The sequence below is a fragment of the Cellulophaga baltica genome (genome assembly GCF_900102165.1).
Classification (GTDB): domain Bacteria; phylum Bacteroidota; class Bacteroidia; order Flavobacteriales; family Flavobacteriaceae; genus Cellulophaga; species Cellulophaga baltica.
On sequence record NZ_FNBD01000010.1, the window covers coordinates 120,254 to 146,757 of the forward strand.

Genomic DNA, 26,504 nt, shown 5'->3' on the forward strand with positions numbered 1-26,504 from the left:
CGTGAAGTTAAGGATGTGTTAAAATGAAATTCGAGTGTAACATAATAGTTTGTGAGGCGTCTTTCTAATATCATCAATTAATCAGTTATCAATCTTAAAACAAATTATCATGAGAAAATTAAGTTTAGTATTCGTAAGTACATTGTTATTATTATCAGGATCAGTTCTAGCAAATGACAAAAAGAAATCTGACGAGCCTACAAAAAAATTATCAACTCAAATTGCTACATTATTAAGCAATAGTTCTTTAATCGTTGAAGACGACTTAACAGCTAATGTTCTTTTTACTTTAAATGAGGACAGAGAAATTGTGGTACTATCTGTAACAACAAATAGTGAAATAGTAGAACAGTTTGTAAAATCAAAATTGAATTACCAAAAAGTAAGTCTAGAAGATTACCGTGAAGGAAGGACCTATACTGTTCCAGTAAGAATTACGGAGTAAGTATTTTTATTTATGTTGATCACAAAAAAATCCTGAGTTAACTCAGGATTTTTTTTTGTTTTTATAATTTCCGTGGATAACGTTTTTATCTACTTTCTTCTCTTGTTTTGCTTTAAAGTCAGGATCGTATCCTTTTTTTGCCTGTGGGCCTTTTTTAATCGCGGCTAATTCAGCTTTTGGATTTTTAGGATTCTCTTTGGTTCCTCTAAAGTGAATTACTAGGGCGTTTAAAAAGTTACGCAGTATTTGATCACCACATTCCATGTAGTTTGGATGGTCTTCCTTTCTGAAAAATGCACCAAGCTCTGCTTTAGAGATCTTAAAATCTACAAGTTTTAAAATGTCTACAATTTCATCATCCCTCAACATTAGTGCTACTCTTAGCTTCTTAAGAATATCATTATTAGTCATATAATCTAATTTTGCTGCAAGGTACTATTTTATACTAAAGTTCTTGATTTTTTCTATTTGTTTCCTATGATCAGCTCTGTATTAATGAAGCATGCTGCCATGTTTTTAGTCTAACAACCTTAAATAGCGTCATTTTGTCATTGTCAAACAGCTATTTGATGACAAAATGACGCTATTTATGCCTTGGTATGTATTTTGTCTATTGAATACCAAAGAACAAATATTTCTAATTAAAAAAAATATAGTTATGAGTACAGTAAATAAAAATGTAGTATCTATTCCGGCATTAATGAATGAATTGTTTAAACCAGATTGGTTTGGTGGCGCCGAAGTATTAAATAGTAAAGTTCCTGCGGTGAATATAAAAGAGGATGATGCTTCTTTTGTATTAGAATTGGTTGCTCCAGGGAGAAAAAAAGAGGACTTCAAAATCGAAATCGATAATGATTTATTAAGTGTTTCATTTGAGTCTAAGAAGGAAGTTGCTGAGGACAAGGAAGTGGAAAAAGTAAAATATACTAGAAAAGAGTATTCTTTTTCATCATTTAAAAGAGCCTTTACCTTACCAGAATCGGTAAATAAGGAAGCTATTAATGCAAGTTACGAAAACGGAATTTTAAGTTTTAATCTTCCTAAAAAGGAAGAAGCATTACCAAAGCCAAAGAGATTAATAGAATTGGCGTAATGTAGTATGAAATTGTGTTAACCGAGAGGTTCTCATGATGGTTGGTTTAAGTTGGTTAGTTAAAAGCGCCTCGGGATACTACCGAGGCGCTTTTTTTATTCTTGCTTTTGAAGCATTTTTATTTCATCACGTAATTTGGCAGCTTGCATAAAGTCCAACTCCTTAGCAGCTTTTTCCATATCTTTTCGTTTTTCACGGATCATTTTTTCAATTTGTTCTTTTGTCAAGTAGTCCATATCCGGTTCTGCCGCTCTAGCTACTTCTTTCTCAAAATGATAGGTAGATACAGAATTCTTAGCTAACACACTATCCAGACTTTTATTTAGCGCTTTTGGTACCATATTATGCTTGGTATTGTAAGCAATTTGTTTTTCTCTTCGGTAATTGGTGTCATCAATAGTTTGTTTCATGCTAGCCGTAATTTTATCAGCATACATAATAGCTTTTCCATTAAGGTTTCTAGCGGCTCTACCCACGGTTTGTGTTAAGGAGCGATTACTACGCAAGAATCCTTCTTTATCGGCATCTAGGATGGCGACAAGAGACACCTCAGGTAAATCTAGTCCTTCACGTAGTAGGTTTACCCCAATCAAGACATCAAAAATACCTTTTCTTAAATTTTGCATGATTTCTACACGCTCCAGAGTATCCACATCACTATGAATATACCGACAGCGAACATTAATACGATCTAGATATTTCGCTAATTCCTCTGCCATACGTTTGGTAAGGGTAGTTACCAGTGTACGTTCATCTTTTTCATTCCGTTGTTGAATTTCCTCTACCAGATCATCAATTTGATTTAAGCTAGGTCTCACCTCTATAATAGGATCTAAGAGCCCCGTAGGTCTAATGATTTGTTCTACAAAAACACCATCACTTAGTTGTAATTCATAATCAGCAGGAGTAGCACTCACATAAATTACTTGATTTTGCAAAGCTTCAAATTCCTCAAATTTAAGTGGCCTATTATCCATTGCAGCAGGCAGTCTAAATCCATATTCTACAAGATTTTCTTTTCGGGAACGGTCACCGCCATACATGGCATGTACTTGAGAAATGGTAACGTGACTTTCATCGACGACCATTAAATAATCATCAGGAAAATAATCCAATAGACAGAAGGGCCTAGTTCCGGGTTCTCTACCATCTAAATAACGCGAGTAGTTTTCAATACCAGAACAGTATCCTAATTCACGAATCATTTCTAAATCAAAGTTGGTACGTTCTTCTAGTCTTTTAGCTTCTAAAGGCTTACCAACTTCTTTGAAAAAATCAATCTGTTTTACCAAATCATCCTGAATTTGATGAATTGCATTTTGTAAAATATCAGGAGAGGTTACAAACATGTTTGCGGGGTAGATATTCAGGTTTTCATAATTATCTAGCTTTGTGTTTTTCAAAGGATCAAATGCTTCAATCTCTTCAATTTCATCGCCAAAAAAGTGAATACGAAATGCATGATCTGCATAACTCGGGAAAACATCTACAACATCTCCTTTCACCCTGAAATTTCCATTCCTAAAATCTGCCGTAGTTCTAGAATATAAACTTTGTACTAATTGATGAAGGAATTTTGTTCTCGAAATTACCTGATCTTTATGAACAGAAATAACATTTTTTTGAAATTCTACAGGGTTTCCAATACCATATAAACAAGAAACTGATGCTACAACAATAACATCTCGCCTTCCTGATAATAGGGAAGACGTGGTACTCAATCGAAGTTTCTCTATGTCTTCATTGATAGATAAATCCTTTTCAATATAAAGACCAGAAGTAGGGATGTAGGCTTCTGGTTGGTAGTAATCATAGTAGGATACAAAATATTCCACCGCATTATCTGGGAAAAACTGCTTAAATTCTGAATACAATTGAGCAGCTAATGTTTTATTGTGTGCTAAAACTAACGTAGGTTTTTGCACCTCTTCAATTACATTAGCTACCGTAAATGTTTTTCCAGATCCTGTTACTCCTAGTAGAGTTTGGTATTTTTCTCCAGTATCTAAACCTTCAACCAATTCTTTGATGGCATTGGGTTGATCTCCTGTGGGTTTAAATTCTGATACGACCTTAAATTTCATCCTATAAAATTACGAAAGGAAGGGGTAATAAATAAACGCAGTTGCGCTTATTTTTAACGCTATTTATCTTTTTAGGGTAAAGTGTCCCGTGAAAACTCTACCGTCTTCAAGATTTACTTTAAACCAATAGTCAGACGCGGGAACAGTTACACCATTGGTAGTGCCATCCCAACCTTTGCTTTCTGGCATGATACGGGTTATTAAAGTTCCAAATCGATCAAAAATCGAGATCTCACTATCGGCCTGATAGATTTCATTAACCCCTAACAATTGCCAATAATCATTAGTGCCATCGCCATTAGGAGAGAAAAATTTTGGGTAACCAATAATAGCTATTTCATCTTCCGTAATACCGCAACCTATTTTATCTTGCACGTAAACAGTAGCAAAGCCAGGTTCCAAATTTGAAAAATTTGAACTGGATTGGTAGTCAATTCCGTCTAAAGAATATTCGTAGTCCCCGTCACCGCTAACTAGGATTTCTATAGTATTGTTATCTGAAATATCCTTTATAATAATATTTTCAATTTGTGCTCTGTTAGAGGGGTAGACTGTAAAATCAACACTATTTGTACAAATTAGAGTTTCTCGTAGCGTACTATAGTCATAACCGAGTGTTAACTTATAATTTCCAGGTTCAGAGATGGTTATTGTAGGAGACTCACCAATAACGGCTTCAGAATTGTTCGTTGTATTTCTCCATTCGTAGGAATCATAACCGCTTGGAGCCATTAAGTCTAGGTATTCTCCGTCTGTACAGACATAATGTTCTTCGGGAAAGGTAAACGAGGGCGCTGCATTTACAATAAGTGCTATGCTTTCTACACCTTGGCATTCATTGTCTTTTTCAAGACGCACATATAAATTAATGGATGGCGTAGTATAGTCTCCAGAAATTTCATTTTGCTCTAAAGAAGCATCTACTAGGCTTGTGTAGAACGTAGCATTAATAGCGGGGTAACTATTCTGTCTAATTTGTTCCAGATCAAAAACGCCTACTATTTCTGTAGTGTCTAAATTGCTTTGGCATGTGTAAAACGGACTCTCGTTATTCGTGTTTATGGTTGTAGCTTGTACCGTAATCTCAAGGGTACCTTCAGAAGAACATCCAAATTCATTGGTAGCCGTATAATAAATTATTTGATTAAATGGCGTAGTATTTCGATACCCAATAGGGTTTAATATAGGTTGGTTGTTGGTGATTGCGGTAGTACTTTCGAAAAACAAAAAACCGTAATGTTCAGGATAGTTTTTTAAAAGGTAGGCTTGTTCTAAATTAAGCGATGTGATACCGTCTGTGGTGCTATCTTCATCAATATCACATTGAACAATTTGTAAATTTTCTATTATAGGAACGGGGTTAATAACAATAGTAGATTCTCCGATAATAGGGCATTCTTTAGGGTCTGCTAATGTTATTTTTAATTTGTATTTCCCAGCATCTTCTAATGACGCACTTGATACTTCTAAATAATAGTTGTTTGGGTTTATTAAAGGTATACCATCTTTTTCCCATTCATACCTCGCTCCTGAATATTCATCAACTTCAAGAATAAACGATTCTTTTTCGCAAATGGTTAAGGTGGTGCTGGTGCTCCCGTCCGAGTTTTTAATCAAATCAATCTTATTGAAAAAAGATTGAATGAATGGAGGTAGTCCCTGCATTGCTGTTTTTCCATTTAAAGAAACAGCATTGTGTACATAGTTGGCCGCCAATCCTTTAACGCTAGGGTTGTTAATTACACTTAAATAGGCGGTTCCTTCAAAATAATTTTTTGGAGTTGTGCGGTATATTTTTCCATTTTCTGCCATTTGTAAGGCACCTCTATATGCCGCTCTTTCATCCATGACTACAGCTGAAGTTGAAATGTTTGAAGCAAAAAGATCGTACTGAATTAATGAAGCATTGCTTATTTCTTCATCATTAAACGTATGTACATACAAATAGTGTCCTTCCGCAGAGAATTCTACACCATAAGGAATGGTATTGGAAGAAGGGATGGTTAATTGTAGTTGATTGCTAAGAATCCCCGTTTCTTGGTCAAAGTCATAAACAAACAATCCGTCATAAGCATTTGCACTTACCATTTTGGTACCATCAGAGGATAGTTTTAAATAGCCTCTTGGGTCACTAATTAGTAGGTCAGGGAAAGTATTTTTTACCGCATTGGTATTTATTCCTGCAGCACTTACTTCATAACAATGATAGGTGTTAAAAAAGCCAACGGCACCGGCTTCAGAAGCCAAAGTAATTACCCAAATAGATTGTTCAAAGCAGTCTTTAATGACACCTGCAATTTTTTCGGAACTATCATTAAGAAGTTTTTTGTTTTTCTCTGTGATGGCCCCATTACCACCATTTTGTGAAATATCTAATACCGAATAATTGAGTCCAAAATCTGGATCACCTTCTACCACAGAAGTATCCACAGTAAAAATATAATAGATGTTTGGGTCTTCTGGTTTGGGTACAATAATGGCCGACTGTGTGCTGGAAGGGTCTCCCCATAAGCCGTTGCCATTTTGAACTATCTGATGATTCTTATTATACACTGTAATGCCATCCGTGTAGGCTAACAAATTTCCGCTAGCATCCGATATAGACGTACAGCCTTCAAGAGTATTTAATTTACCATCTGTTAATGCTGTTACAGAGCCATTATCATTAAACTGTATACCAGCACCATAACCGAAGTACCAGTTCGAAGTTTCTCTTTGTGCAGCGACTTGCAAAAAGCTAAAGATGCATAAAAAAAGAATAAGGTATTGTTTTTTCATCTGCTATTATTTTTATCATTCAGATGAAATAGATAAAGTAACTAATACTGCCATTGGTAGTGTTAGTTACTTCATAATTCATTTTCAGTGCGTTTCTCAGACGCTACAAGATACTACAAATCTCTTTTCTTTAACAATGCGTAAGATAAATAGATGAAAATTGTGGTCCAGCCTAAGACAATTAAGATATTATACCAATGCACGGCATAATCTATGGATAAATTAGCCCCTAATTGTGTGCTTATTGATTTTACCGCTTTAAATTTTGTAATTGGCTCAACGATTAAGTTAGACATTGCTTCTAAAGGCATAAAATGCATTACTTTTTCTGATCCTTCTTTCCCAAAGAGCCACCATGCAGAAAATCGTATAATAAGGTTTTCAAAAATTCCCCACCATAGAATTAAAAATCCAAGTGCGAATGCTGATCTTTTTACCAATAAACCAAGAAATAAGCACAGACTAAAAAAGCCAACGAGCTTTACAAAGTAGCCTAAAAAATAGCTTAAGTCCGAGAAAATGATGCTAATTTCATTAAAATCAGAATAGAGCAACCCTAATATAAGAGAGACAAGAAATACGAAAATTGTAGATAAGATAGAAAAGCTAATTACCATTAAGAATTTGCTCATAAGAAATTCTTTTTTAGACAAGCCATCAATTAAATTTTGCTTAATTGTTTTGTTACTGTATTCATTTGCCGTCATAGAAACAATTACAATAGCAAAAAATAATTTTAACCAAGATGCTATCCACGTATTTAAATGCCAGATGTAGGGGAAATTAAAAATACCTTGATCGGCAATATTAAAAACTATTGGAGGTCTATCTATGCGAATCATAGCAATTAGTGCCATACATAATATTAGCGTGAAATAGGCGAAAATTAAAAATTTACTAGCTCTATTATTCCAAAGTTTTATAAATTCTATTTGTAATAAACGTATCATTTTTTAAAAAGTTTTTGTTGATTTGGAATAATTAGTTTTTCGCATTTTTCGTCAGTGTTAAGAACTGCTCTTCGAGACTTTCTTTACGTTTGGATAAGTGAGAAAGGATAATGCCTTTTTCGTATAGCGTTTTGTTTAACTCTTCAGCAGATAGGTCTTCTTTGGGGTAAGCTGTAATTAAACCATCTTCATTTTTTATACTACTGAATCTTACATCCTTTTCTAAATACGTTATAAGATTTTGTTCTTGCGATGTTCTGAGTTCAAAAAAACCGAAACTAGCTAGCATTTGATCAACACTTCCAGCATATAATTTCACTCCTTTTTGGAGGATGACCACATGACTACACACTTTCTCGACCTCATCAAGAAGGTGCGATGCTAATAAAATAGTAGTTCCTTGTGAGGCTATTTTTTTTATAATTTCTCTAATCTGATGTATTCCTTGCGGATCTAAGCCGTTGGTAGGTTCATCTAAAATTAGTATTTCAGGATCATTAAGTAGGGCAGAAGCTATGGCTAAACGTTGCTTCATTCCTAAAGAATAAGTTTTAAACTTGCTGTCTTTACGGTCTAGGAGTCCGACTAATTCAAGTTTTTCTGCAATTTTAGCAGTCGGGACTTCTTTAATCTTGCAGACCAATTTTAAGTTTTGGAGTGCCGTCATGTAAGGGTAAAAATTTGGTCGCTCTATAATTGCACCAACCTTTTTTAAAGCATCATGCGTTGTTGTTGCTCCATTAAACCAGCTAAATTCTCCTGCTGTTCTATTCACCACGTTAAGCACGATTCCTAGTGTGGTAGACTTACCGCTACCATTGGGACCTAAAATGCCATATACGTTTCCTTTTTCTATGGTAAACGATAAATTATTGACGGCGACAAGGGGCCCAAATTTTTTTGTAAGATTGGAGACAGTAAGGATGGTGTTCAAAATTGATTTATTTAAGGTTGTGTATGTTTGACGAATTAGAAGACTAATTGTTACAGCAATTTTTAAATAAACAAATTAAAAAGAGAGATAAGCTAATTTTTATTGACGCGATAGGTGATCCTTCGGTTCGTAATTACAGTTTTAACTTTTACAGACAGTAACGCATTTGTGCTTGTCGTTTCGTCACAAATATAATTGGCGTTCGTTAGTATAACGCGATACAAAAATCCATTCTTAGTGAGGTCTGTATTTAAGACGCTAAGGCTACTTGTTTGTGCACCAAAATAGTCCGTTCCGTTTGATATATTGGAGAATGTACTCCCCGAATCTGTGCTCACTTGCCACTGATAAGTACTGACATTTGTTGCGGTAGTGTTGAAGGTAGCATTAGCGCCAACAAAAACGGTTTGATTAATGGGCTGAGCATTAATATTAGGTGCTGCGCCAGCCTCCTGAAATTCATAGATTCCGTTTGTATTTGTATCGGCAGGAAGGGTGTAAGCCGCAGCAATTACAGTACCATTAGAATTTACAGCGGGAGTTCCAGAACCATATTGCCCCCCATCGCCCCCATCGGCATTTGCATTGTTATAGGCTTCATTGGCATCTGAACATCCATCACCATCACTATCTAAATCTACTCTATCAAAAATGCCGTCACCATCAGAATCGGCACAGGCATTACTAGGAATTAGGCTTATATTGTCTAAAAAGAATTCGTCATGCGGCTGCGCTGTAGAAACCCCTTCGAACCGTAATTGGGCAGAATTAGAAGTGGCTGTAAAGGGAATAGAAAGTATAGCGGTATTTGATAAATTACCTCCGCCAGTATGCGCAGTGTCACCACCATTTTCAATACTCATTTGATCGGATAATTTTGAGTACACTAGTACACCTCCTAAATACACCCGTAACGTAGACGAATTTAGATAGGTTGATACCGTGCCTACTTCAAAAGAAAGTATATATGCTGTACCCGATACTACGGTTAAATTTTGATATAGCGGTTTTGTTCCGGTGTTGTATTCTTCATAAAATGCAAATAGGCCAGGATTCGGTTCTTGCCAATTACTTCCGTCAGGAGTCCACCCGTTATAATACCAAGAAGAAAAATCTCCGTTAAAAACAACATTAGTTCCTCCTGCCGAAGCACATTCTACAGTATCTAAAATTCCATCATTATCATCATCAAGATCATCGCTATCAATAATGCCATCCAAATCAGTGTCATTATGCACGGTAACTGTAGCTGTGGGGCTATCAGCGGTATAATTTCTGTCGGTTTGATTTTGGGTATGGGTTGCCGTATTGGTAACCGTTTCTGATTCTACGTTGCTTGGTAATTCGTTGGCCGTAGCAACAATAGTAATAGACTCTAGACTTCCAGCATTTAAGGTGCCTAAATTCCAATTAGGATTTGCCCAACTGCCCACTGTGGGGTTTGCAGAAACTAAGGTAAATCCAGGAGGCATAACATCGGTAACTACAATATTTGTTACAGGGTCTTTACCAAAGCTTTCTATAGTTATTTTAAAGGTGACAGATTCTCCTTCAAGTACTTCAGACTTGTCTGCAGTTTTTTTTATTACGATATCTGGATCGCAGTAATAGGCAGATAAAGGTTGTGAATCATAGGTACATGTTCCTTTTCTAACCTTTACATAATAGTCACCAGCTGTCGTAGGAGTATAGGAAGAAAATATGGCTCCAGGAATAAGCGTACCATCTCCATACCATTGGTATGAATCATAAGTTCCGGAGGTTATTTGAATGTCAGAACCGGGTAAACATCCTCCACCCGTAACGACTAACCCTACCTCTGGGACCGTATCAAAGCCAGAGAAATATCCTGCAATTCCTCGATTGGCATTTACACCAAAAAAACCAACGGCTATGGGTCCAGAAGATTGCACTTTTACATTTCCTGTTAAATTGGCCAAGTAAAAGGTTTTCCAATCACTAGATCCTGCAACGGCTAGTGGAGCAGGCAGTGTTACTGTACCTGATCCGTCTGTTACGGTGATATTATTATTTGGGGTAGTGGTTGAAGCAATTATCGTAATCCCTCCTGTCAAGGTAGTTCCTGCCGCATTGGTAATGTCCGGAATGTTATCCATATTATCTGGCAACAAACAGTTTACGGGAGCAACAAAGTTTAATCCTATAGTTTGTACGCCAGAACTACCTGCTAAGTTTTGATACGCATAGGCATCTTTTGAAGTAGTTACCAACATATTGGCGCCAGGAGTACTACTCGAATAATTAGTGCCGGGGACGATAAAATAATCCCCATTGTTGATAGTTGCTATGGGAGTAGTGGCTCCATTTACGAAGATTTCCGTATTATTTTGTGTTCCAATTAGTATAGGAAACTCGGTATCATCACGGCCATTTCCTCGAATAAAAACATATTCCTTACCTAATTTATTTTCAGGAACTGGCTGATCTATACCTGCGTCACGGCTACCGCTAGAAGATGCTACTACACCATAGTTTAGCCCGCCATTACTAATGGCAATATTTTTTGTGGAGGCTATAGAGGCGCCCAACCAGCCATCAATATTTGCTGAGGTTTGATTGGTATAGGCTTCTAGGACAAAGGATTGATTTTTATTTAGTGTTATTTGTAGGGTATTGCTGGTAATACCACCACGATTATTTTGTAATCTAAATTCGCAATTAGGATCATATCCTGTAATGTCTACGACCGTATTATCTTCTGTGGCCATAATCCCTAAAGACGTAGTTATTTCACTTGTAGTAGCGTAATTAGGAGCACCACCCCATTTAAATTTTGTACCTAATGCCTGCCTACCTTTTGAAGTAAGCGATGTGGCTTGTGCTGATGAGGTACCTCTATAGTTTACATAGAATTTTTGACCTCCAAGCGTTTCAAACCGGAGTCCGCTATTGCTAATTACAACTCCAGTATTGTCATTTTTCACCATGGTAATATCATTATCACCATCAGGTAAGGTATATACGCCAGGATTAATATTTGAAATAGAAAAGCTTGCAGCGGGAGTAGTAGCAGTGCCTATGTAAGCATTTACGGTAAAGGCAGTTGTTTCAGGGGTCGATAAATAAATGACTTGATCTTTGACAGCAGAATTGTTACTTCCTTGTTTCAAAGGAGGTAAGTAGTGCAAGTCACTTAATTGTGCATATCCAAATTTGGAGCACCCTATACAGATAAAAATTAGTATGCAAAGATGTTTCATCAGTGTGTTGGGTGCTGCCGTAGGTATACCCTGCTATTATCTGCACAAATTAAAGGTAATTGATCAACCTATTTAATTCTTTGTTGTGAAAGAATCAATTCCTGTTGCATAGCCTCAAATATGAAACATTTTTTTTGAGCTAAATAAATTGAACCTTCAAAATGGTTGGGTGAGGACGGGCTTCATTAAAAATGAAGTATGCTCTTTTAAACTTAATTTCTATTGACGCGATAGGTGATTTTTCTATTGGTAATAACGGTTGTAGGGACAGTTTTGTTAACAGTTACTGTCGCAGAAGGATCATCTGTGGTTGTATTCGAATCGGTTTGATCTTGAGTATTGGAAACAGTATTCGTATAGTCTACTGTTGATACATAAACATTCTCTAGTCCAGCTTTGGTTACAAGGGTTAAGGTTTCTAAATCTCCAGAGTCCATACTGCCTACATTCCAATTAGGGTAGGTGAATGATCCTTTTGATACGGAGGAAGAAATTAATTCTAGGCCTGAAGGTAATACATCGGTCAACACTAAATTGGTAACAGCATCTATTCCTAAGGTTTCAACAGTAATGGTAAAAGTTACGGTATCACCGTCATACACTAAATTTTGATCGGCATCTTTATTAAGAACGATATCAGGGTCACAGTAATAAGCGGTTAAAGGTTGAGAATCATAAGTACAACCACCTTTTGTTACACGTACATAATAATCTCCGGCACTGCTTGGAGTATATGTTGCACTATTGGCTCCAGCAATTAAAGAGCCATTTTCATACCATTGATAATCATCAAAATTAGGATCTACAACTTCTACTTCAGCCGTAGGTAAACAGCCGCCGCCGGTTACTTGTAAATCTACTACAGGAACCGTATCAAACCCAGAAAAATATCCGGCAATCCCTCTAGCACCATTAAATCCTATAAAACCAACCGCAATTGGACCGGTAGATTCTACACTTACATCCCCTGTTAATCCGGGTACATAATATGTTTTCCATAAGGTAGTTCCTGCCACATTTGAAGGAGCGGGAAGCGCTACGGTACCAGAACCGTCTGTTACTATAATATTGGCATCAGGAGTAGAGGTAGAGGCAATGATAGTTACCCCTCCAGAAAGCGTGGTGCCTGCCACATTGGTAATGTCAGGAATATTATCCATAACATCTGGCAAAAGGCAATTAACGGGGGCAACAAAATTTAATCCTTGCGTATATACAGCACTAGAACCTGCTAAACATTGATATGCATAAGCATCTTTGGAAGTAGAGACAAACATATTGGCTCCGATACTGTTAGACGAATAGTAAGTACTAGGTATTTCAAAATAGTCACCATTATTCAGTGTCGCAAGTGCCGTGGTACTTCCATTTACATAAATTTCTGTATTATTTTGGGTAGCAATTATAATAGGGAATTCTGTGGCACCATTGGTTCCACCATTACCTCTTACAAAAACATACTCTTTTCCTAATTTATTTTCAGGAACGGGTTGGTCTATTCCTGCATCCCGATTGCTAGAATTTTCTTGTCTTCCATAATTTAAGGATCCGTTGCTTATAACAATATTTTTATCGGCTACGATAGAAGCACCAATCCAGCCTTGGCTTTGTGCTATAGAAAACGTATTGCCCATATATGCCTCGAAAACAAATGATTGATTAGCATTCAATGTAATTTGATAAGAATCTGCGGTTATCCCCGAAGCGTTGTTTCCTAACCTAAAAACACAATCAGGATCATATCCTGACAAGGTAATTACGGTATTATTTTCGGTAGCCATGATACCCACGGTATTCGATTTAGAAACGTGAGTACCTAGATTAGGAACTCCACCCCATTTAAAACGGGTTCCCATAGCAGCTCTACCCTTAGAGGTTAAGGAAGCAGCTTGTGAACCAGAGATTCCTCTGTAATTCACATAAAACTCTTCACCATTCGGAGCTTCAAATCTTAACCCACTGTTACTTAAAACAATTCCTGTATTGGCATTACTGACTAGAGAAATATTGTTATCGCTATTTCCAGGATTGTACACTGCCGGACTAGCCTTTGATAAAGAAAATGTAGTAATAGGAGTAGCACTAGTGCCTAAATATGCATTTACATTGAAGGCCGTTGTTTCTGGCGTTGATAGATAAAATGCCTGTTGTTGTATTGCTTGATTGTTACTTCCTTGTTTTAGAGGTGGTAAATAATGTAAATCACTTAACTGTGCTTGTACAATAGAAGTACTAAGAACAAAAAAAGAACAAAATAGATATAAATACTTCATCGTTTTATTATGTGTTTTTTAGGAAAAACCTAAAAATCCATTCGAATAACTGCAAATTAATAAATCTTAGCGACTAAGTACAAGTCTTTGTTGTCAAAGACAGAAGAACTGTGGTAAGTTTTAACGCACTTTGGTGTTTGAACGTAACATTATCAAGAAAAAGAAAAAATCCGAATAAATAGCTTTTAGCTACCTATTCGGATTTTTGAATTAAATGTTTGGGTTATTATCGGTATAAGGTGAAGTGACCTACAAACTCTCTGTCGTCATCAGCTCCGTTTAATTTAATGATATACCAGTAATCACCTGTAGGTAAATCAGTATTTTTATATAAGCCATCCCATCCAGAAGGGTTGTCAATTAATCTATACACTTCTCTACCATAACGGTCATATATAGTAATATAGATATCTGGGAATTGGGTTATATTATCTGGGATCCATAAATCATTAGTACCATCTCCATCTGGTGTAAAGAAATTAGGTATTTCTATATCAATAAATTCAATATATATACTTGTTACAGACTCACATCCATTTTCATCGACCACACGAACTTCATAAGTATCTGTACGTCTAATATAGAAAGTGTTGTCATTACCATTATCAATACCATCAAAATAGTATGTATATTCTTCTTTTCCACCTTTGGCGATTGCTGTAATTTCATTGATGCCTCTTTGTTCAGCTACCAAAACTAGTGGTTCATAACCTTCAACTTCAAAGTTAAAAGTTCTAATACATCCATTCGCATGAGCTATGGCTACATAGTGAGATCCAGCTGTCATGTTCGTGAAATCTGGTTCAAGTACAAAGTCCGCAGGATCTGTAGAATCTAAAGCATATAATACATCGTTACCTACTGTTTGGTCTTCTAGGGTAAGAATCAAACTAGTATTAGGAGTGTCACCTGTACATTCATACAATACCTCTGCAGTAGCATTTAAATTAACACCAACTTCAACGGTTATAATTTCAGTTGTCAAACAGTCATTAGTATCTTTTACATAAACTGTATATGTTCCTGCAGATAAATTCTCAAAAAGAGTTCTGTCTTGAACAAAGGCAGCATCATCTGTAGCATTAATACTCGTAAAGTAAGGTGCTATTCCGCCTGCTATCGCAAGAGAAATTGAACCGTCACTGCTGTCTAAACAAATTTCATCTTGAACTGTTGATGTCATTGTTAATTCGGCTGGCTCGACAAGTGTAAATTCAATTAATTCGAAGCAGCCTAAACTATCTTGTGCGATGACAGTATAATCACCAGGAGCCAGTCCATCAAAAGTGTTCGTTGATTCAAATCTGTTGAGGTTAGGGGAGATGGAATACATATAAACACCAGAACCACCAGTTAAATTAAGAACTATACTACCGTCATTTTCACCATTACAAGTTATTTCTGAGATATCATAATCGACAGTGATTGGCGTTGGTTCATCAATAATAACCGGAATAGAAACAATCTCACAATCTCTACTTTGTACACGAACGTAGTAGGTGCCACTAGCTAAATCAGTAAAAATACCTGATGATTGGTTTGCACGAATTTCTGTTGTTAGAGCAGCATCTGAAAATAAAGCGTATTGATAACTTCCAAGTCCACCTTCTGCATCAGCAATTAGAACAGCTGTACTATCTCCTGAACAATTAATTTTTGCTGCAGAGGTGTCAAGATTCACAACAAGGTCTGCAATGGCATTTACAGTAAGTGTGTTTGAAATTATTGAAACACAATTAAAGTCATCCTTTACATAATACTTATAAATACCAACAGGCATATTTTCAAATAAGTGTGTATCCGTACCATTAGTTTCATTTAATGGGTTGAAGTTTATTCCATCTTCACTCCACGTGTAAGGAGCTGTACCGCCTGATGCTACCAGCAACAGATCAGCACCATCAAGACAACTAATTGCTCTATCAGTAATTAATAGTGCATCAACATCAGTTGGTTCAACAATCTCGACAATAGCCGTTTCGAACTCACAATTAATATCGTCAGTAATAGTAATGCTATAGAAGCCTGATACAAGATTATTGAAATCAGGACTGGTTTGTGAAACTGAGTTACGAAGTAGTGTGCTACCTGTGGCATCAGAATATGTGTTTAGGCTATAGCTGTAATTTGGTGTTACATTTCTAGGATCTAGGACAAATGAAACTGAAGCATCTGTATCGCCACTACATTCTAATTCGGTATTGGTAATTGTTCCTGTTAAAGGCGTTGGTTCGACTAAGGTAAACTCACTACTAAATGTCTGAACACAACCCAAATCGTCCGTTACTTGAACGTCATATATTCCAGCTTCTAAGCCATCAAATAGATGAGCATTTACTTGAAGTTCAGTATACACAGACCCTGTAGTTGTATTTGTTAATACAATATCATAAAGTGTTTTTCCACCAGCCGGAGAAACGTTTGCAGAACCTTCACCATTTGAACAACCTACATTAGAGGTTTGTACTGCATTTAATGTAATAGCCGCAGGAGGTGTAGTAATTGTAAATGATCTTGTTTGACTACATTCAGGGAATGCATCTTGTATAATGGTAACTGTATAATTACCAGCAGGAACAGGAATAGCAGTTGTTGGACCTAAGTCTGCAGAAGTTCCATTGTCGATCGCAGTACTTGAAGCATTATAAATTGTCCAAGTAAATCCACCAGCAAATGTAGCGTCAACTAGTGTTAATTGTATACTTCCATCATCACCAAAACATACCACATCAGATAATACATCTACGGTTACATCAAAAGTGTTAGGCTGTTCAACAGTATGCGTTCTTGTAATTTCACAACCTGTTATAATATTTCTAATACCTATGGTATGGGTGCCAACTCCTAAATCTGTAAAGTTATTAGAGGCTTGGTATGTAGTTGCAGGCAATAACCTAAACTCGTAATCTGTAGGATTGGTTGCATAAGTTGAATAAGTACCCGTGACATTAATGCTGATATCTTCACCTGCATTTACACAATCGATATTTTCATCTACTGTTATAGTTGCATCTTCTAAAGCATCAAAAGGATCAATGGTAATTACCTGACTAGAGGAACATCCTTTATCATCAAAAACCGTTACACGTATATCACCACCATTTAAATTAGTGTATATATAAGTATTACTTGTTCCATTCTGTAAAATATTACCCGTTGTATCGTCAGCAAATAAATAACGAACATAAGTACCGCTACCACCAGCCAAACTAGTTGGGTCTACAGAAAGTTCTGCATTATTTGTTGTGTTATTAGCGCTACACCCAAATTGGCTTTCAGTTAAGCTAAATGCAATCAATAAAGGTTCGTCTATTACAATATTGCTTATAATTGTGGTACAACCGTTTGTTCCAGTTGCGGTTACTTCGTAAGTGCCACCTGGCAGGCCTTCAAAACTATTTGTTGTACTGTTAAAAGTAACAGCAGCAGGACTTATAGTATAAGTTGATGGGCTAATACCAGTATTAACTTCAGTAATAGCTATGATTCCATCAGAATTTCCAGAACAAGTAACAGCTTCATGTGTTGCTGTGAAACTTGGTTCTACTGCAGGAACAATCTCTAAGGTAAACGTTTTAGAGCTACATGCCGGGGTTGTATTGTCATAAATTGTAATTGTGTAGGTGCCAGGTGTTGTTGCATTGTCCCAAACTACTGAATTAGTAGGAGAAGGCAGCGCAGTTCTTGTTTGCGAATCTGGCCCATTAATTTCATAATCGAAGGTACCGTAACCGTCAAAGGCAGCGATTGTTATTTCAGAATTTGGACTTAAAGAACAATCCAATAATTTTGTGATTTGAGCACTAGCTTGGAACCTCGCTGCGATTTCAAAAGTATCAAAATCTCCACATCCGTTTACATCAAAAACTGATATTGATTGCATAGAAGCGGATGAACTTAATCCGGTAACCACGAACTCACCATTTACAAAATTAGAAGTTTGTGGAGCACCACCATTTAAACTTATTAAATAAGCAGCGGTATCAGGTGTAACTAAGGTTACCGTTACTGAATAATCGCCTTCATCAGCACAAAAGTCATCTACAACTACTGTATCAATATCTGGAGCACTATGAAAACCTATAGTTACTGCATCTTGTTGGATACAATTGCTTGCATCTTTAATGTATACAATATAATCACCAGCACTTACTGATTTTGTAGTACTTGTTTCCCATCCTGCTGAAGTGGCAGTTGGCGCTGGAGCAACATCTGATAAATATTGATATTCATAAGGTCCTTCACCGTAACGACCAGCAGCTGTTATTGTGCCAGATTCATTACAGTTTGCATTTTTAGTTGCGGTTGCAGTAACTTCTAATAAGGTTGGTGCTTGTTCAACAATAAAAGTTTCTGAGGCATTTACACATCCAGCATTAGTCCCATCAATCTCAGTAAATAAAATATAGAATTTACCAGGCGGTAAGCTCATCACTATTTCTGTTTCCGGACCTCCAGCAGCACCTGTAATATTGCCTGTGATTCCTAATGATGTATTAGTTGCATAAGAGTAAATTTCGTAATCTACCGTGGTTGCTGTATAACTATCTATAGTAAACGCTACAATACCATCAGCACTACCAAAACATGTAATAGCAGTTACTGCGTCTATAGTTGACGTCAAGGTTGAGCTGGTTGCTACAGGAACATCAGCTTCTTGATAGTACTCACATCCACTGCTAGCATCATGCACAATAAAAGTATAACTAACACCAGGAGTAAGCCCAGTAAAGTTATAGGACGGCAGGGCAGGAGAAGTTGTTGTTGAGGCATGCCAATTTGTAGTATCTGTTATATCAAAATCGGGAGCAGGGAATATTGCAAAGTAAAACGGTCCTGTACCTAAAGTAGCTCCAGTACTATTATCCGCTTCAACTAACATTTCGCCACTACCCATAGTACAACCAGATGTTCCAGAAGTTGTAATTAGTATGTCTGGTCCTGTTGTAATTGTTATATCTGTTACAATTTCACATCCATTTATATCTGTAACTGTCACTTTATAATCACCAAAATCTAAATCAGAGAATGTATAATTATTAGTTCCTGATGAGGTGTCATAAGTTTCAGAAACACTAAAGTCAGCATTGTTCAATCTGTAGATGTAGGTGGCATTTCCGCCTGAAGCGTCAACCGTGATAGATCCTAAATCTGTTCCAAGTGCACCACAAACAACATCTGTTTTAGTAATGTTTGGATCAACAATCAAAGGCTCGTTTATTGTTACGGTTTGTTCAATAAAACAATTTTTACTATCAGTAACTCTAACAGTGTAAGTACCTGCGGTCAAGCTGGTTGTTTCTTCCAAATAATCAGTTCCCGTAGTTGTGTTGAGTACGTTAATGGTGTAGGGAGCTAAACCAACTGTTGTATCAATAATAATATCTAATGACCCGGTGTTGTCTCCATTACACGTTAAGTCAGTAGGAGTAACACTTGTTATAATAGGTGTGTCAGGGGTTGTCACTACCACCGCATTTGTTACAAATACACATGGAATAGTTGCATTATCTGTAGCTTGGAAATAATAAGTTCCAGCTGTACTAATTGAAAAAGTATTGGCGGTAAAACCAGTAGCGTTCCATGGTCCAGTACTACTATTTGACCATTCATAGGTATACACCCCAGAACCTCCAACAATATTCATATTTATTACAGCATCGGCTGAACATGTTAAATCTGATTGCAATGTTGCATCACCTCTTAATTGAGGGTTAACTGTAATTGTTTTTTGAACAGGTCCACAACTGTACGCATCGTCAACATCAATGGTATATGTTCCATTCGCTAAATTTGTGAATGTATGTGTTGTTGCTGACGTTGGTGTAGGAGTAATCCAGGCACCATTATTAATTCTAAAAGTGTAATCTCCATTTCCGGTAGTTACGCTTACAGTAATTGTAGCGTTATTTGTTCCATCGTAGCATGCTACTGATGTAAGGTCAAAATCTACAACCTCAGGTGCAACAACAGTTACAGTAGACGTTGAAACAACTTCACAACCATTAGCATCTCTAACTCTAAGAACATAGTCACCAGCAGGCACATTTGTAAAAGTTACTTCTGCTTGATACGCTCTAATTATTGAATCTGCAGTGTCTTCTAATTGATATTCGTATCCAGGAGTTCCTGCTGACGCAGAAGCTTCAAGAGTAGCGCCAGTGTTGAAACATGTAAACGCATCTTTTAATTGTAGATCGGGAACAATTTCAGTTGGAGCTGTCAAGGTCACCGAGGATGCCGAAGTAGCAATACAAGTATTGTCCGCAGTTTTTCTAACCATTATAGAATAAGATCCTGCCGCTAATGTAGATGGGGTTGTGAAAATTGCAGTGCTTTCGGCAATCCAGTTTGTCCCACCATCTAGTGAATACTCATAACCTGTAGTTGAATCAAAATTTTCAACTTCAAAACGTATATTTCCATCTGAGTCACTGCTGCACGTTGGGTTAGTACTACCTAATATGGTCACGTTAAATTCTTGATCGTCTTCAACAATTACAGATAAGTTTTGAGTAGTTTCACAAACCTCAGGAGTTTGAGAAGCTGTGATATCATCCAGAACTAAAAAGTTTCCGTTATCACTATTAATATTGGTACGTAAAACTATGCCAACAGCAGTGTTCGCACCTGGATTAAAAGTAACTTCTCTTAAATGCCAGTCATCTGCATCATTATTTTTAGGAATTGAGGTTGTGGCAGTACTGCTAATTACAGTACCTGAAGCATCTACTAATTGTACCAGAATTTCTGGGTTGTCACCAGTAGCACTCGCTATTTGTATGTTATAAGCATAGAAAGATACTGTTATCTCTTTGTTAGCAAGAACTTCAAGACCTGTTCTCGACCAAATGATATTATTGTTCCCAGCCAATGTGCTTACGCCAATAGCCATAAATCGTCCGTCAGTCAAACCAGTATTGTCATTTGGAGATCTCCAAGTTGTATTCGGGTTTGTAACAGCACTTGTAATCGCATATTCACCATTTACAAGGATACCTTCAGGACCTAAATTACAGTCTGTTGCGGTTCCATCTTGAGGTTCATAACAGTATCCAGTTCCAACCTCACCAATTTGAGTGGTAATACCTGTTCCAAAATTTTCTGTAAATAATGTACTTTGACTAGGGCTTATGGTACTGCTGTAACCCACAGTTACTTGGTAAGTTCCTGGAGCAACATTAGTAAATTCATTTGAATTAGATGGAGTATTTATGGTACCATCTAGGCTATAACTATATGTGAAATCTGTAGTGTTGTTAGAAGAAATTGTAATAGTTCCATTACCATCACAGTCATAGGTTACATCACTATTAAGTGATGGGTCAATTACGCTGTCTGGTACAGTTAATTCCATGTCGTAAGTACATCCCAAATTATCTTTTATAGATAAATTATAAGTACCCGAAATTAATCGTTGTTCATCAATTGCTGTATAATTTGTTCCACCATCAAAACTGTAGGTGTATGGAGCTTCACCACCATTAGGGTTGAGTATTTTAACCAAGGCTCCTAATGGATCACAAGCTACGTCTTCTAAAATAGCTGCCGAGGCAGTTAATCTAAAAGGTTGATCAATTTCATATTCAATTGTTTCAGTACATCTTGAAGTTGTAGAACCGCTTGAATCTCTAACTGTAATTGTATAAATACCAGCACTATTGTTAGTAAAAACGTTAGTGGTTTTATAGGTTACCCCTCCATCAATACTATATTCATATGGAGCAGTACCACCGCTAGCAGTAACTGTTAATTCTGATGTTGAAGAATCAGCACAAACAATTTGAGAATGACTTGCTGACACCACTACTGGACCTAAATCGATAATAGTTACACTATTTGATAAAGTACTACACTTATTTTCATCAATAACGATGAAAACGTATTCACCTGCTGCACTGCTATCTAAGAATAAGAAATCTGTTGTTGTTTTTATAGCTGAGTCAGGAATATCATCAGCATCAGTATACGCTGAAACTCCATCTTTACTCCAAATCGCCATTTTGTAATTTGGATTTGCATAGCCACCAGCAGGGGTCAATGTAATTAAACCAGCATTACAAGTTATGTTTTCTGTTACACTTGCTGATAATGTTAAATCGGCGTATTCATCAACAAAAACATTTTGCGTATCAGTACAACCATCATCTGTAGTTGTTATTACAATATAATTTCCTGTTGGTACACTGTCAAAAGTGTAGGTGTTATCATTTTCTACTACGTGTTCTTGGAAAAATGTACCAGCCCCTGAATTAGTACCATCATCTAAACGAAGTTCATAATGATAATAAGGTAAAACATTTAGGGCTTGTATCGCAATTGTTCCAAACCCACTACAATCTGCTGGAGTGGTTGTGATGTTAACCTCGTAGTTCTTATCAATAATCCCAATCTCTTCAGTTTCGAAAATACAAGCATTTTCAATCGGTTCTCCTGTAGTTGGGTTCAATTGTGTTATTTGAACTATGTATGAGCCACTTGTTGTAAGGTCAAAATTAGGACCGTTATTGCTTGAAAATGGTATAACGATATTATTTGTTAACGCATTTACCAATTGAAAACCGTAGTTAGAAGTTGGATTTGTGATTCTAATATTCCCAGGAGTATTACACAGAATATCAGAAGAAATATAGTCAATGTTAAGTGTGTTTTTGAAAACATTGAAGTAAAAACGACTAAAACAACCGTTCTTGTAATTAATTACTACTCTATATTTACCGCTATCTGTTACTGTATAATTATCATCTGTAGCAAGGGTATTCCATGTACAAGTAGAATTGGTAGTAGCACAATCATCTACAATGCCAGAACAACTAGTTTCATCTAATTGTTCCCAAACAATACTTTCAGCATCGGTGATGCCAAGTTGTATTGTAGCTTCATCGTTTTCACCACATAAGAAAATTTGTGGTAATTGCGAACCGTCTATGGAACAAGTTAAGATTTCTCCTTGTAAATCATTGTCTGTATTTGTATCTGAATTAACCGCATTGAAAAATTCAATTACAGGATTGGTTTGTGTAGATCCAAAGAGTTCTACCGTAATAAGTTCAACTAAGTCTGAACATCCTGTTGCTCCTGATTTTTCAACGATATAATTTCCAACACTAGTGACCAATAAAGTACTCGGATCGCCATCAGGATCACCATCATTTATTACTGTTTCTGAAGAATCAATTTGTCCATTACCATTGGTGTCAATAGCCCAAACGTACGTTGTAAAACCATTACCTGCACTTAAGATGACGTCATCACCACATAACTGTACTGTTCTAGCAGTATTACAATTAGACAAATCATTTAATATACTGTTTGAAGCTATAGCTGCCGCATCACTACAAACAGGTGTAATCGTAGACCCTGGTTCATCACTAAAAGTAGTCGTATTTGTGATTCCTTGGTAGGTAGAATAAGCAAGATTTTCTATTACTTCAGAACAAGCATTTACAAATTCAGAACAGTTATTTGATAAAGTTACTGTTATACGTATAGTGTATTCAGGATCACCTACTTGAACCAAATTATCTGGAATTGTAAAAGTGATTTCATTGCTTACAGCATCATGAGAGAAGGTTGTTCCTGTTGCGCCTGTGACATCAACATCATCAAGGGTGACGTTTTCAGGTAATACATTTCGAATTGTATAAGCTGTGGTATCATCGTCGCCTGTGTTTTGAAAACGAAGTACATAATCAAATGTGTCACCTAGACTTATTTCTTGTCCATTGATATCAGCACCTCCAAGATCTTCTGAGGTGTTTTCTAATATTATTTTTGGAGCTTGAGCCAAAACATAAGAAGCGGCAATAACGGCCCCTGTATCAGGGTCAACAACAGGTATTCCTGCGCCATATTCTCCACCATCATCAGCATCGGCATTATTGTCTTTGTAAAATTCATCTGCATCAGTACACCCATCATCATCACTATCTAAGTCAATATTATTAGGGTATCCGTCACCGTCAGAATCTATACAGCTTTCAGGAACAAGTATACTGATATCTACATCATCAATAAAGTTACCCACTGAGATACCACTAGCAGTAGTTATAGCTTCAAAAACAAAAACTGTATTGGTTTGCCCAAGAGGTACAGTGTAGGAGCCAGAATAGAGTACCCATGAGGTGTTGCCAGTAGTCATGGTTTGTTGCACCGTAGCACTTGCTAAGTCGGCTCCAATTCTAAGTTGCATAGAATCTGTTCCAGCTCTACCTCTATGTCTAAGAGACCAGTTCATAACGGTACCCGGTGTTAAACACAGATTTTGGTATAGTGCTCCATAACGTGTGGCGTTTAATTCGGCATGTTGATTTCCATCATAAGAATCAACGCCGAGAAAACCAGATCTCCAAATTTCTATCTTTGAATCGGTTGCCGTAGTAAACCATCCTGGAACACTATTTTCGTCTAATATAGCATAGCTACTTACTGTAGGGTCTTCAAAACTTTCATTTGTAATAGATTCAAAGCAAAAGGCACCTTCGCATTCATCACTATCATAAATACCATCATTATCATCATCAACATCAATAACGTCAATGACACCATCATTGTCAAAATCATTATGAACAATAATCGAAGCAGATAAAATGTCTTCCGTTATATTTTCATCGACTTGGTCTTGAGTATGTGATACTGTGTTCTTAATATTAACAAGAGATTCTATTTCTATTTCATCACCAACCACTTCAAGCTCTAAAAATACTGGTTTTCCTGGTTCTAAAGTTCCAATATTCCAAACAGAACCATTCCAAGATCCTGTGATAGTACTGGCACTAACCAATGTTAATCCAGAAGGAATATTGTCTGTAACCTGTAAATTTGTAATGTTTTCAAAGCCTAAATTTTCAGCTCTAATAGTAAACGTAGCCGTTTCTCCTTCAGTTATTTCCGCTTGGTCTACAGTTTTGTTTATTACAATTTCTGGTTCACAATAAAAAATGGTTATGGTTTGTGAGTCATAGGTACAAGGACCTTTAGTACCTCTTAAAAAGTAATCACCTGCTGCAGTGGCTGCAAATTCATAATCGTTAGCGTCTTCGATAATTTCTCCATCAAAATACCATTGGTAGGCATCAAAATTATCATCTGAAGCTTCAAAAATGGTGGAGCCAGAGAAACAATCCCCAACAACACCTCCATTAATTTCTAGAACTACTTCTGGAACGGTATCAAAACCTGAAAAGTAACCTGCAATACCACGGTTAGAATTAACGCCAAAAAAACCTACTGCTATAGGTCCAGTAGATTGTACTGTTACATTTCCAGTTAGGTTGGGTATAAAATAGGTTTTCCAATCGGCCGTTCCAGCAACGGTTTGTGCTGATGGAAGTGTAACAGCACCGTTGCTATCATTTACAATAATATTAGCATCGGGAGTTGAGGTAGAAGCAATGATGGTAATTCCTCCGCTTAATGAGGTACCTGCTGCATCCGTAATATTAGAAATATTATCCATAACATCGGGCAGTAAACAGTTTAGTGGCGCAACAAAGTTTAAGCCGATGGTTTGAACTCCAGTACCTCCGGCCATGTTTTGGTAGGCATAAGCATCTTTCGATGTTTGAACAAGCATGTTGCTACCTGCTGAAGTACCTGAATAATATGAAGCAGGTATAATATAATAATCACCTTCATTAATCGTTGCAATAGGAGTAGTCGAACCATTAACATAAATGCTAGTGTTATCTTGAGTTGCAATAATTAAAGCAAATTCGGTAGCATCCGTACCATTTGCTCTAATAAATACATAGTCTTTACCAAGTTTGTTTTCAGGTACCGGTTGGTCAATTCCGGCATCTCTACTTCCGGGTGAACTTGCCACCACACCATAATTTAAACCACCATTACTAATGGCAATATTTTTTGTGGCTTCAATTGATGCTCCTAACCAACCATCAATATTGGCAGTAGTTTCAGTAGTGTAGGCTTCTAGTACATAACTTTGACCTGCATTTAAGGTTACCTGTATCGAGTTGCTCGTTATGCCATCAACATCATTTTGCAAACGAAATTCGCAGCCAGGATCATATCCAAAAATATCAATAACAGTATTATCTTCTGTTGCCATGATACCTAAAGAGGTTGAAATATCAGAGGTTGTAGCATAGTTTGGCATTCCACCCCATTTGAACGAGGTTCCTAACGCTGAACGCCCTTTACTTGTTAATGATGTTGCCTGTGATCCAGAAGCTCCCCTATAATTAACGTAAAATTCTTGACCTCCGGGAGATTCAAAACGAAGTCCAGCACTGCTTAAAACAATACCAGTATTGGTATTTGTCATTAATGTAATGTTGTTATCGCCGTCAGCCAACGTATAGGTTGCAGGCGCTAAATTTGATATATTGAAAGTTGCTACAGCGGTGGTATTTGTCCCGATATAAGCATTTACTGTAAATGCTGTAGTTTCTGGTGTTGAAAGGTATATTGCCTGATCTCTAATGGCGACATTATTAGTTCCTTGTTTTAAAGGAGGTAAGTAATGAAGGTCGCTTAATTGGGCGTAACTAGCGAAACTAAATGTTAGTAAGGAAAGTAGGAAGAGTAGTTGCTTTTTCATGCTCGAAATGGAATTCAAAATAAATTTTAACATAAATAAAGCGATATGTTGTCTCAATAAAAATTCTTTGTTGTGAATGGGGGTAACTTTGTAGTGAATAGGGTGCGTGATGATGTTTAATTTCTTATGTAGGAAAAATTATTCTGTTGTAGGATTAAAGA

10 protein-coding genes are annotated in these 26,504 nt (G+C 36.7%); 2 read left to right on the plus strand and 8 right to left on the minus strand.

Annotation, left to right across the window (positions count from 1 at the left end; all coding sequences use genetic code 11):
• The first annotated feature begins 109 nt into the window (after window positions 1-109).
• Window positions 110-445 carry a serine hydrolase family protein gene (locus BLQ19_RS16395; protein ID WP_024479659.1) on the plus strand — a complete coding sequence of 112 codons (336 nt, stop codon included), beginning with the start codon at window positions 110-112 and terminating at the stop codon, window positions 443-445.
• Window positions 446-487: 42 nt separating this feature from the next.
• Here the strand turns inward: BLQ19_RS16395 and BLQ19_RS16400 are convergent, their stop codons facing one another.
• The gene (locus BLQ19_RS16400; protein WP_024479660.1) at window positions 488-856 is read right to left on the minus strand and encodes a DUF1456 family protein; all 369 of its coding nucleotides are present in this window, start codon (window positions 854-856) and stop codon (window positions 488-490) included.
• Window positions 857-1,103: 247 nt separating this feature from the next.
• Here BLQ19_RS16400 and BLQ19_RS16405 point away from each other — a divergent pair, with 247 nt between their 5' ends.
• Window positions 1,104-1,541 (plus strand): Hsp20/alpha crystallin family protein, encoded by a 438-nt coding sequence (locus BLQ19_RS16405; protein ID WP_025614283.1) that lies wholly within the window; start codon window positions 1,104-1,106, stop codon window positions 1,539-1,541.
• Window positions 1,542-1,636: 95 nt separating this feature from the next.
• Here the strand turns inward: BLQ19_RS16405 and uvrB are convergent, their stop codons facing one another.
• The 7 genes from uvrB to BLQ19_RS16440 form a co-directional block, all read right to left on the minus strand.
• Window positions 1,637-3,625: an excinuclease ABC subunit UvrB gene (uvrB, locus tag BLQ19_RS16410; protein ID WP_024479662.1), complete on the minus strand. Its 1,989-nt coding sequence runs from the start codon at window positions 3,623-3,625 to the stop codon at window positions 1,637-1,639.
• Window positions 3,626-3,688: 63 nt separating this feature from the next.
• Window positions 3,689-6,403, minus strand: coding sequence for a T9SS type B sorting domain-containing protein (locus tag BLQ19_RS16415; protein ID WP_074539054.1), 2,715 nt, complete (start codon window positions 6,401-6,403; stop codon window positions 3,689-3,691).
• Between the two features lie 113 nt (window positions 6,404-6,516).
• A complete protein-coding gene (locus tag BLQ19_RS16420) occupies window positions 6,517-7,353 on the minus strand; it encodes an ABC transporter permease (RefSeq protein WP_025614285.1) in 837 nt (278 codons plus the stop codon).
• A 31-nt stretch (window positions 7,354-7,384) separates the two neighbouring features.
• The gene (locus tag BLQ19_RS16425; RefSeq protein WP_024479665.1) at window positions 7,385-8,287 is read right to left on the minus strand and encodes an ABC transporter ATP-binding protein; all 903 of its coding nucleotides are present in this window, start codon (window positions 8,285-8,287) and stop codon (window positions 7,385-7,387) included.
• 92 nt (window positions 8,288-8,379) lie between these two features.
• Window positions 8,380-11,508 carry a DUF11 domain-containing protein gene (locus tag BLQ19_RS16430; protein ID WP_083332274.1) on the minus strand — a complete coding sequence of 1,043 codons (3,129 nt, stop codon included), beginning with the start codon at window positions 11,506-11,508 and terminating at the stop codon, window positions 8,380-8,382.
• A gap of 212 nt (window positions 11,509-11,720) precedes the next feature.
• Window positions 11,721-13,781, minus strand: a complete 2,061-nt coding sequence (locus BLQ19_RS16435) for a DUF11 domain-containing protein (protein WP_074539056.1) — start codon at window positions 13,779-13,781, stop codon at window positions 11,721-11,723.
• Window positions 13,782-14,007: 226 nt separating this feature from the next.
• Window positions 14,008-26,343: a T9SS type B sorting domain-containing protein gene (locus BLQ19_RS16440; RefSeq protein WP_074539057.1), complete on the minus strand. Its 12,336-nt coding sequence runs from the start codon at window positions 26,341-26,343 to the stop codon at window positions 14,008-14,010.
• Window positions 26,344-26,504 lie beyond the last annotated feature (161 nt).

Bases quoted from the DNA above. Each gene is read 5' to 3' on its own strand.
- BLQ19_RS16395 (WP_024479659.1), top strand. From the start codon at position 110: ATGAGAAAATTAAGTTTAGTATTCGTAAGTACATTGTTATTATTATCA.
- BLQ19_RS16400 (WP_024479660.1), bottom strand. From the start codon at position 856: ATGACTAATAATGATATTCTTAAGAAGCTAAGAGTAGCACTAATGTTG.
- BLQ19_RS16405 (WP_025614283.1), top strand. From the start codon at position 1,104: ATGAGTACAGTAAATAAAAATGTAGTATCTATTCCGGCATTAATGAAT.
- uvrB (WP_024479662.1), bottom strand. From the start codon at position 3,625: ATGAAATTTAAGGTCGTATCAGAATTTAAACCCACAGGAGATCAACCC.
- BLQ19_RS16415 (WP_074539054.1), bottom strand. From the start codon at position 6,403: ATGAAAAAACAATACCTTATTCTTTTTTTATGCATCTTTAGCTTTTTG.
- BLQ19_RS16420 (WP_025614285.1), bottom strand. From the start codon at position 7,353: ATGATACGTTTATTACAAATAGAATTTATAAAACTTTGGAATAATAGA.
- BLQ19_RS16430 (WP_083332274.1), bottom strand. From the start codon at position 11,508: ATGAAACATCTTTGCATACTAATTTTTATCTGTATAGGGTGCTCCAAA.
- BLQ19_RS16435 (WP_074539056.1), bottom strand. From the start codon at position 13,781: ATGAAGTATTTATATCTATTTTGTTCTTTTTTTGTTCTTAGTACTTCT.
- BLQ19_RS16440 (WP_074539057.1), bottom strand. From the start codon at position 26,343: ATGAAAAAGCAACTACTCTTCCTACTTTCCTTACTAACATTTAGTTTC.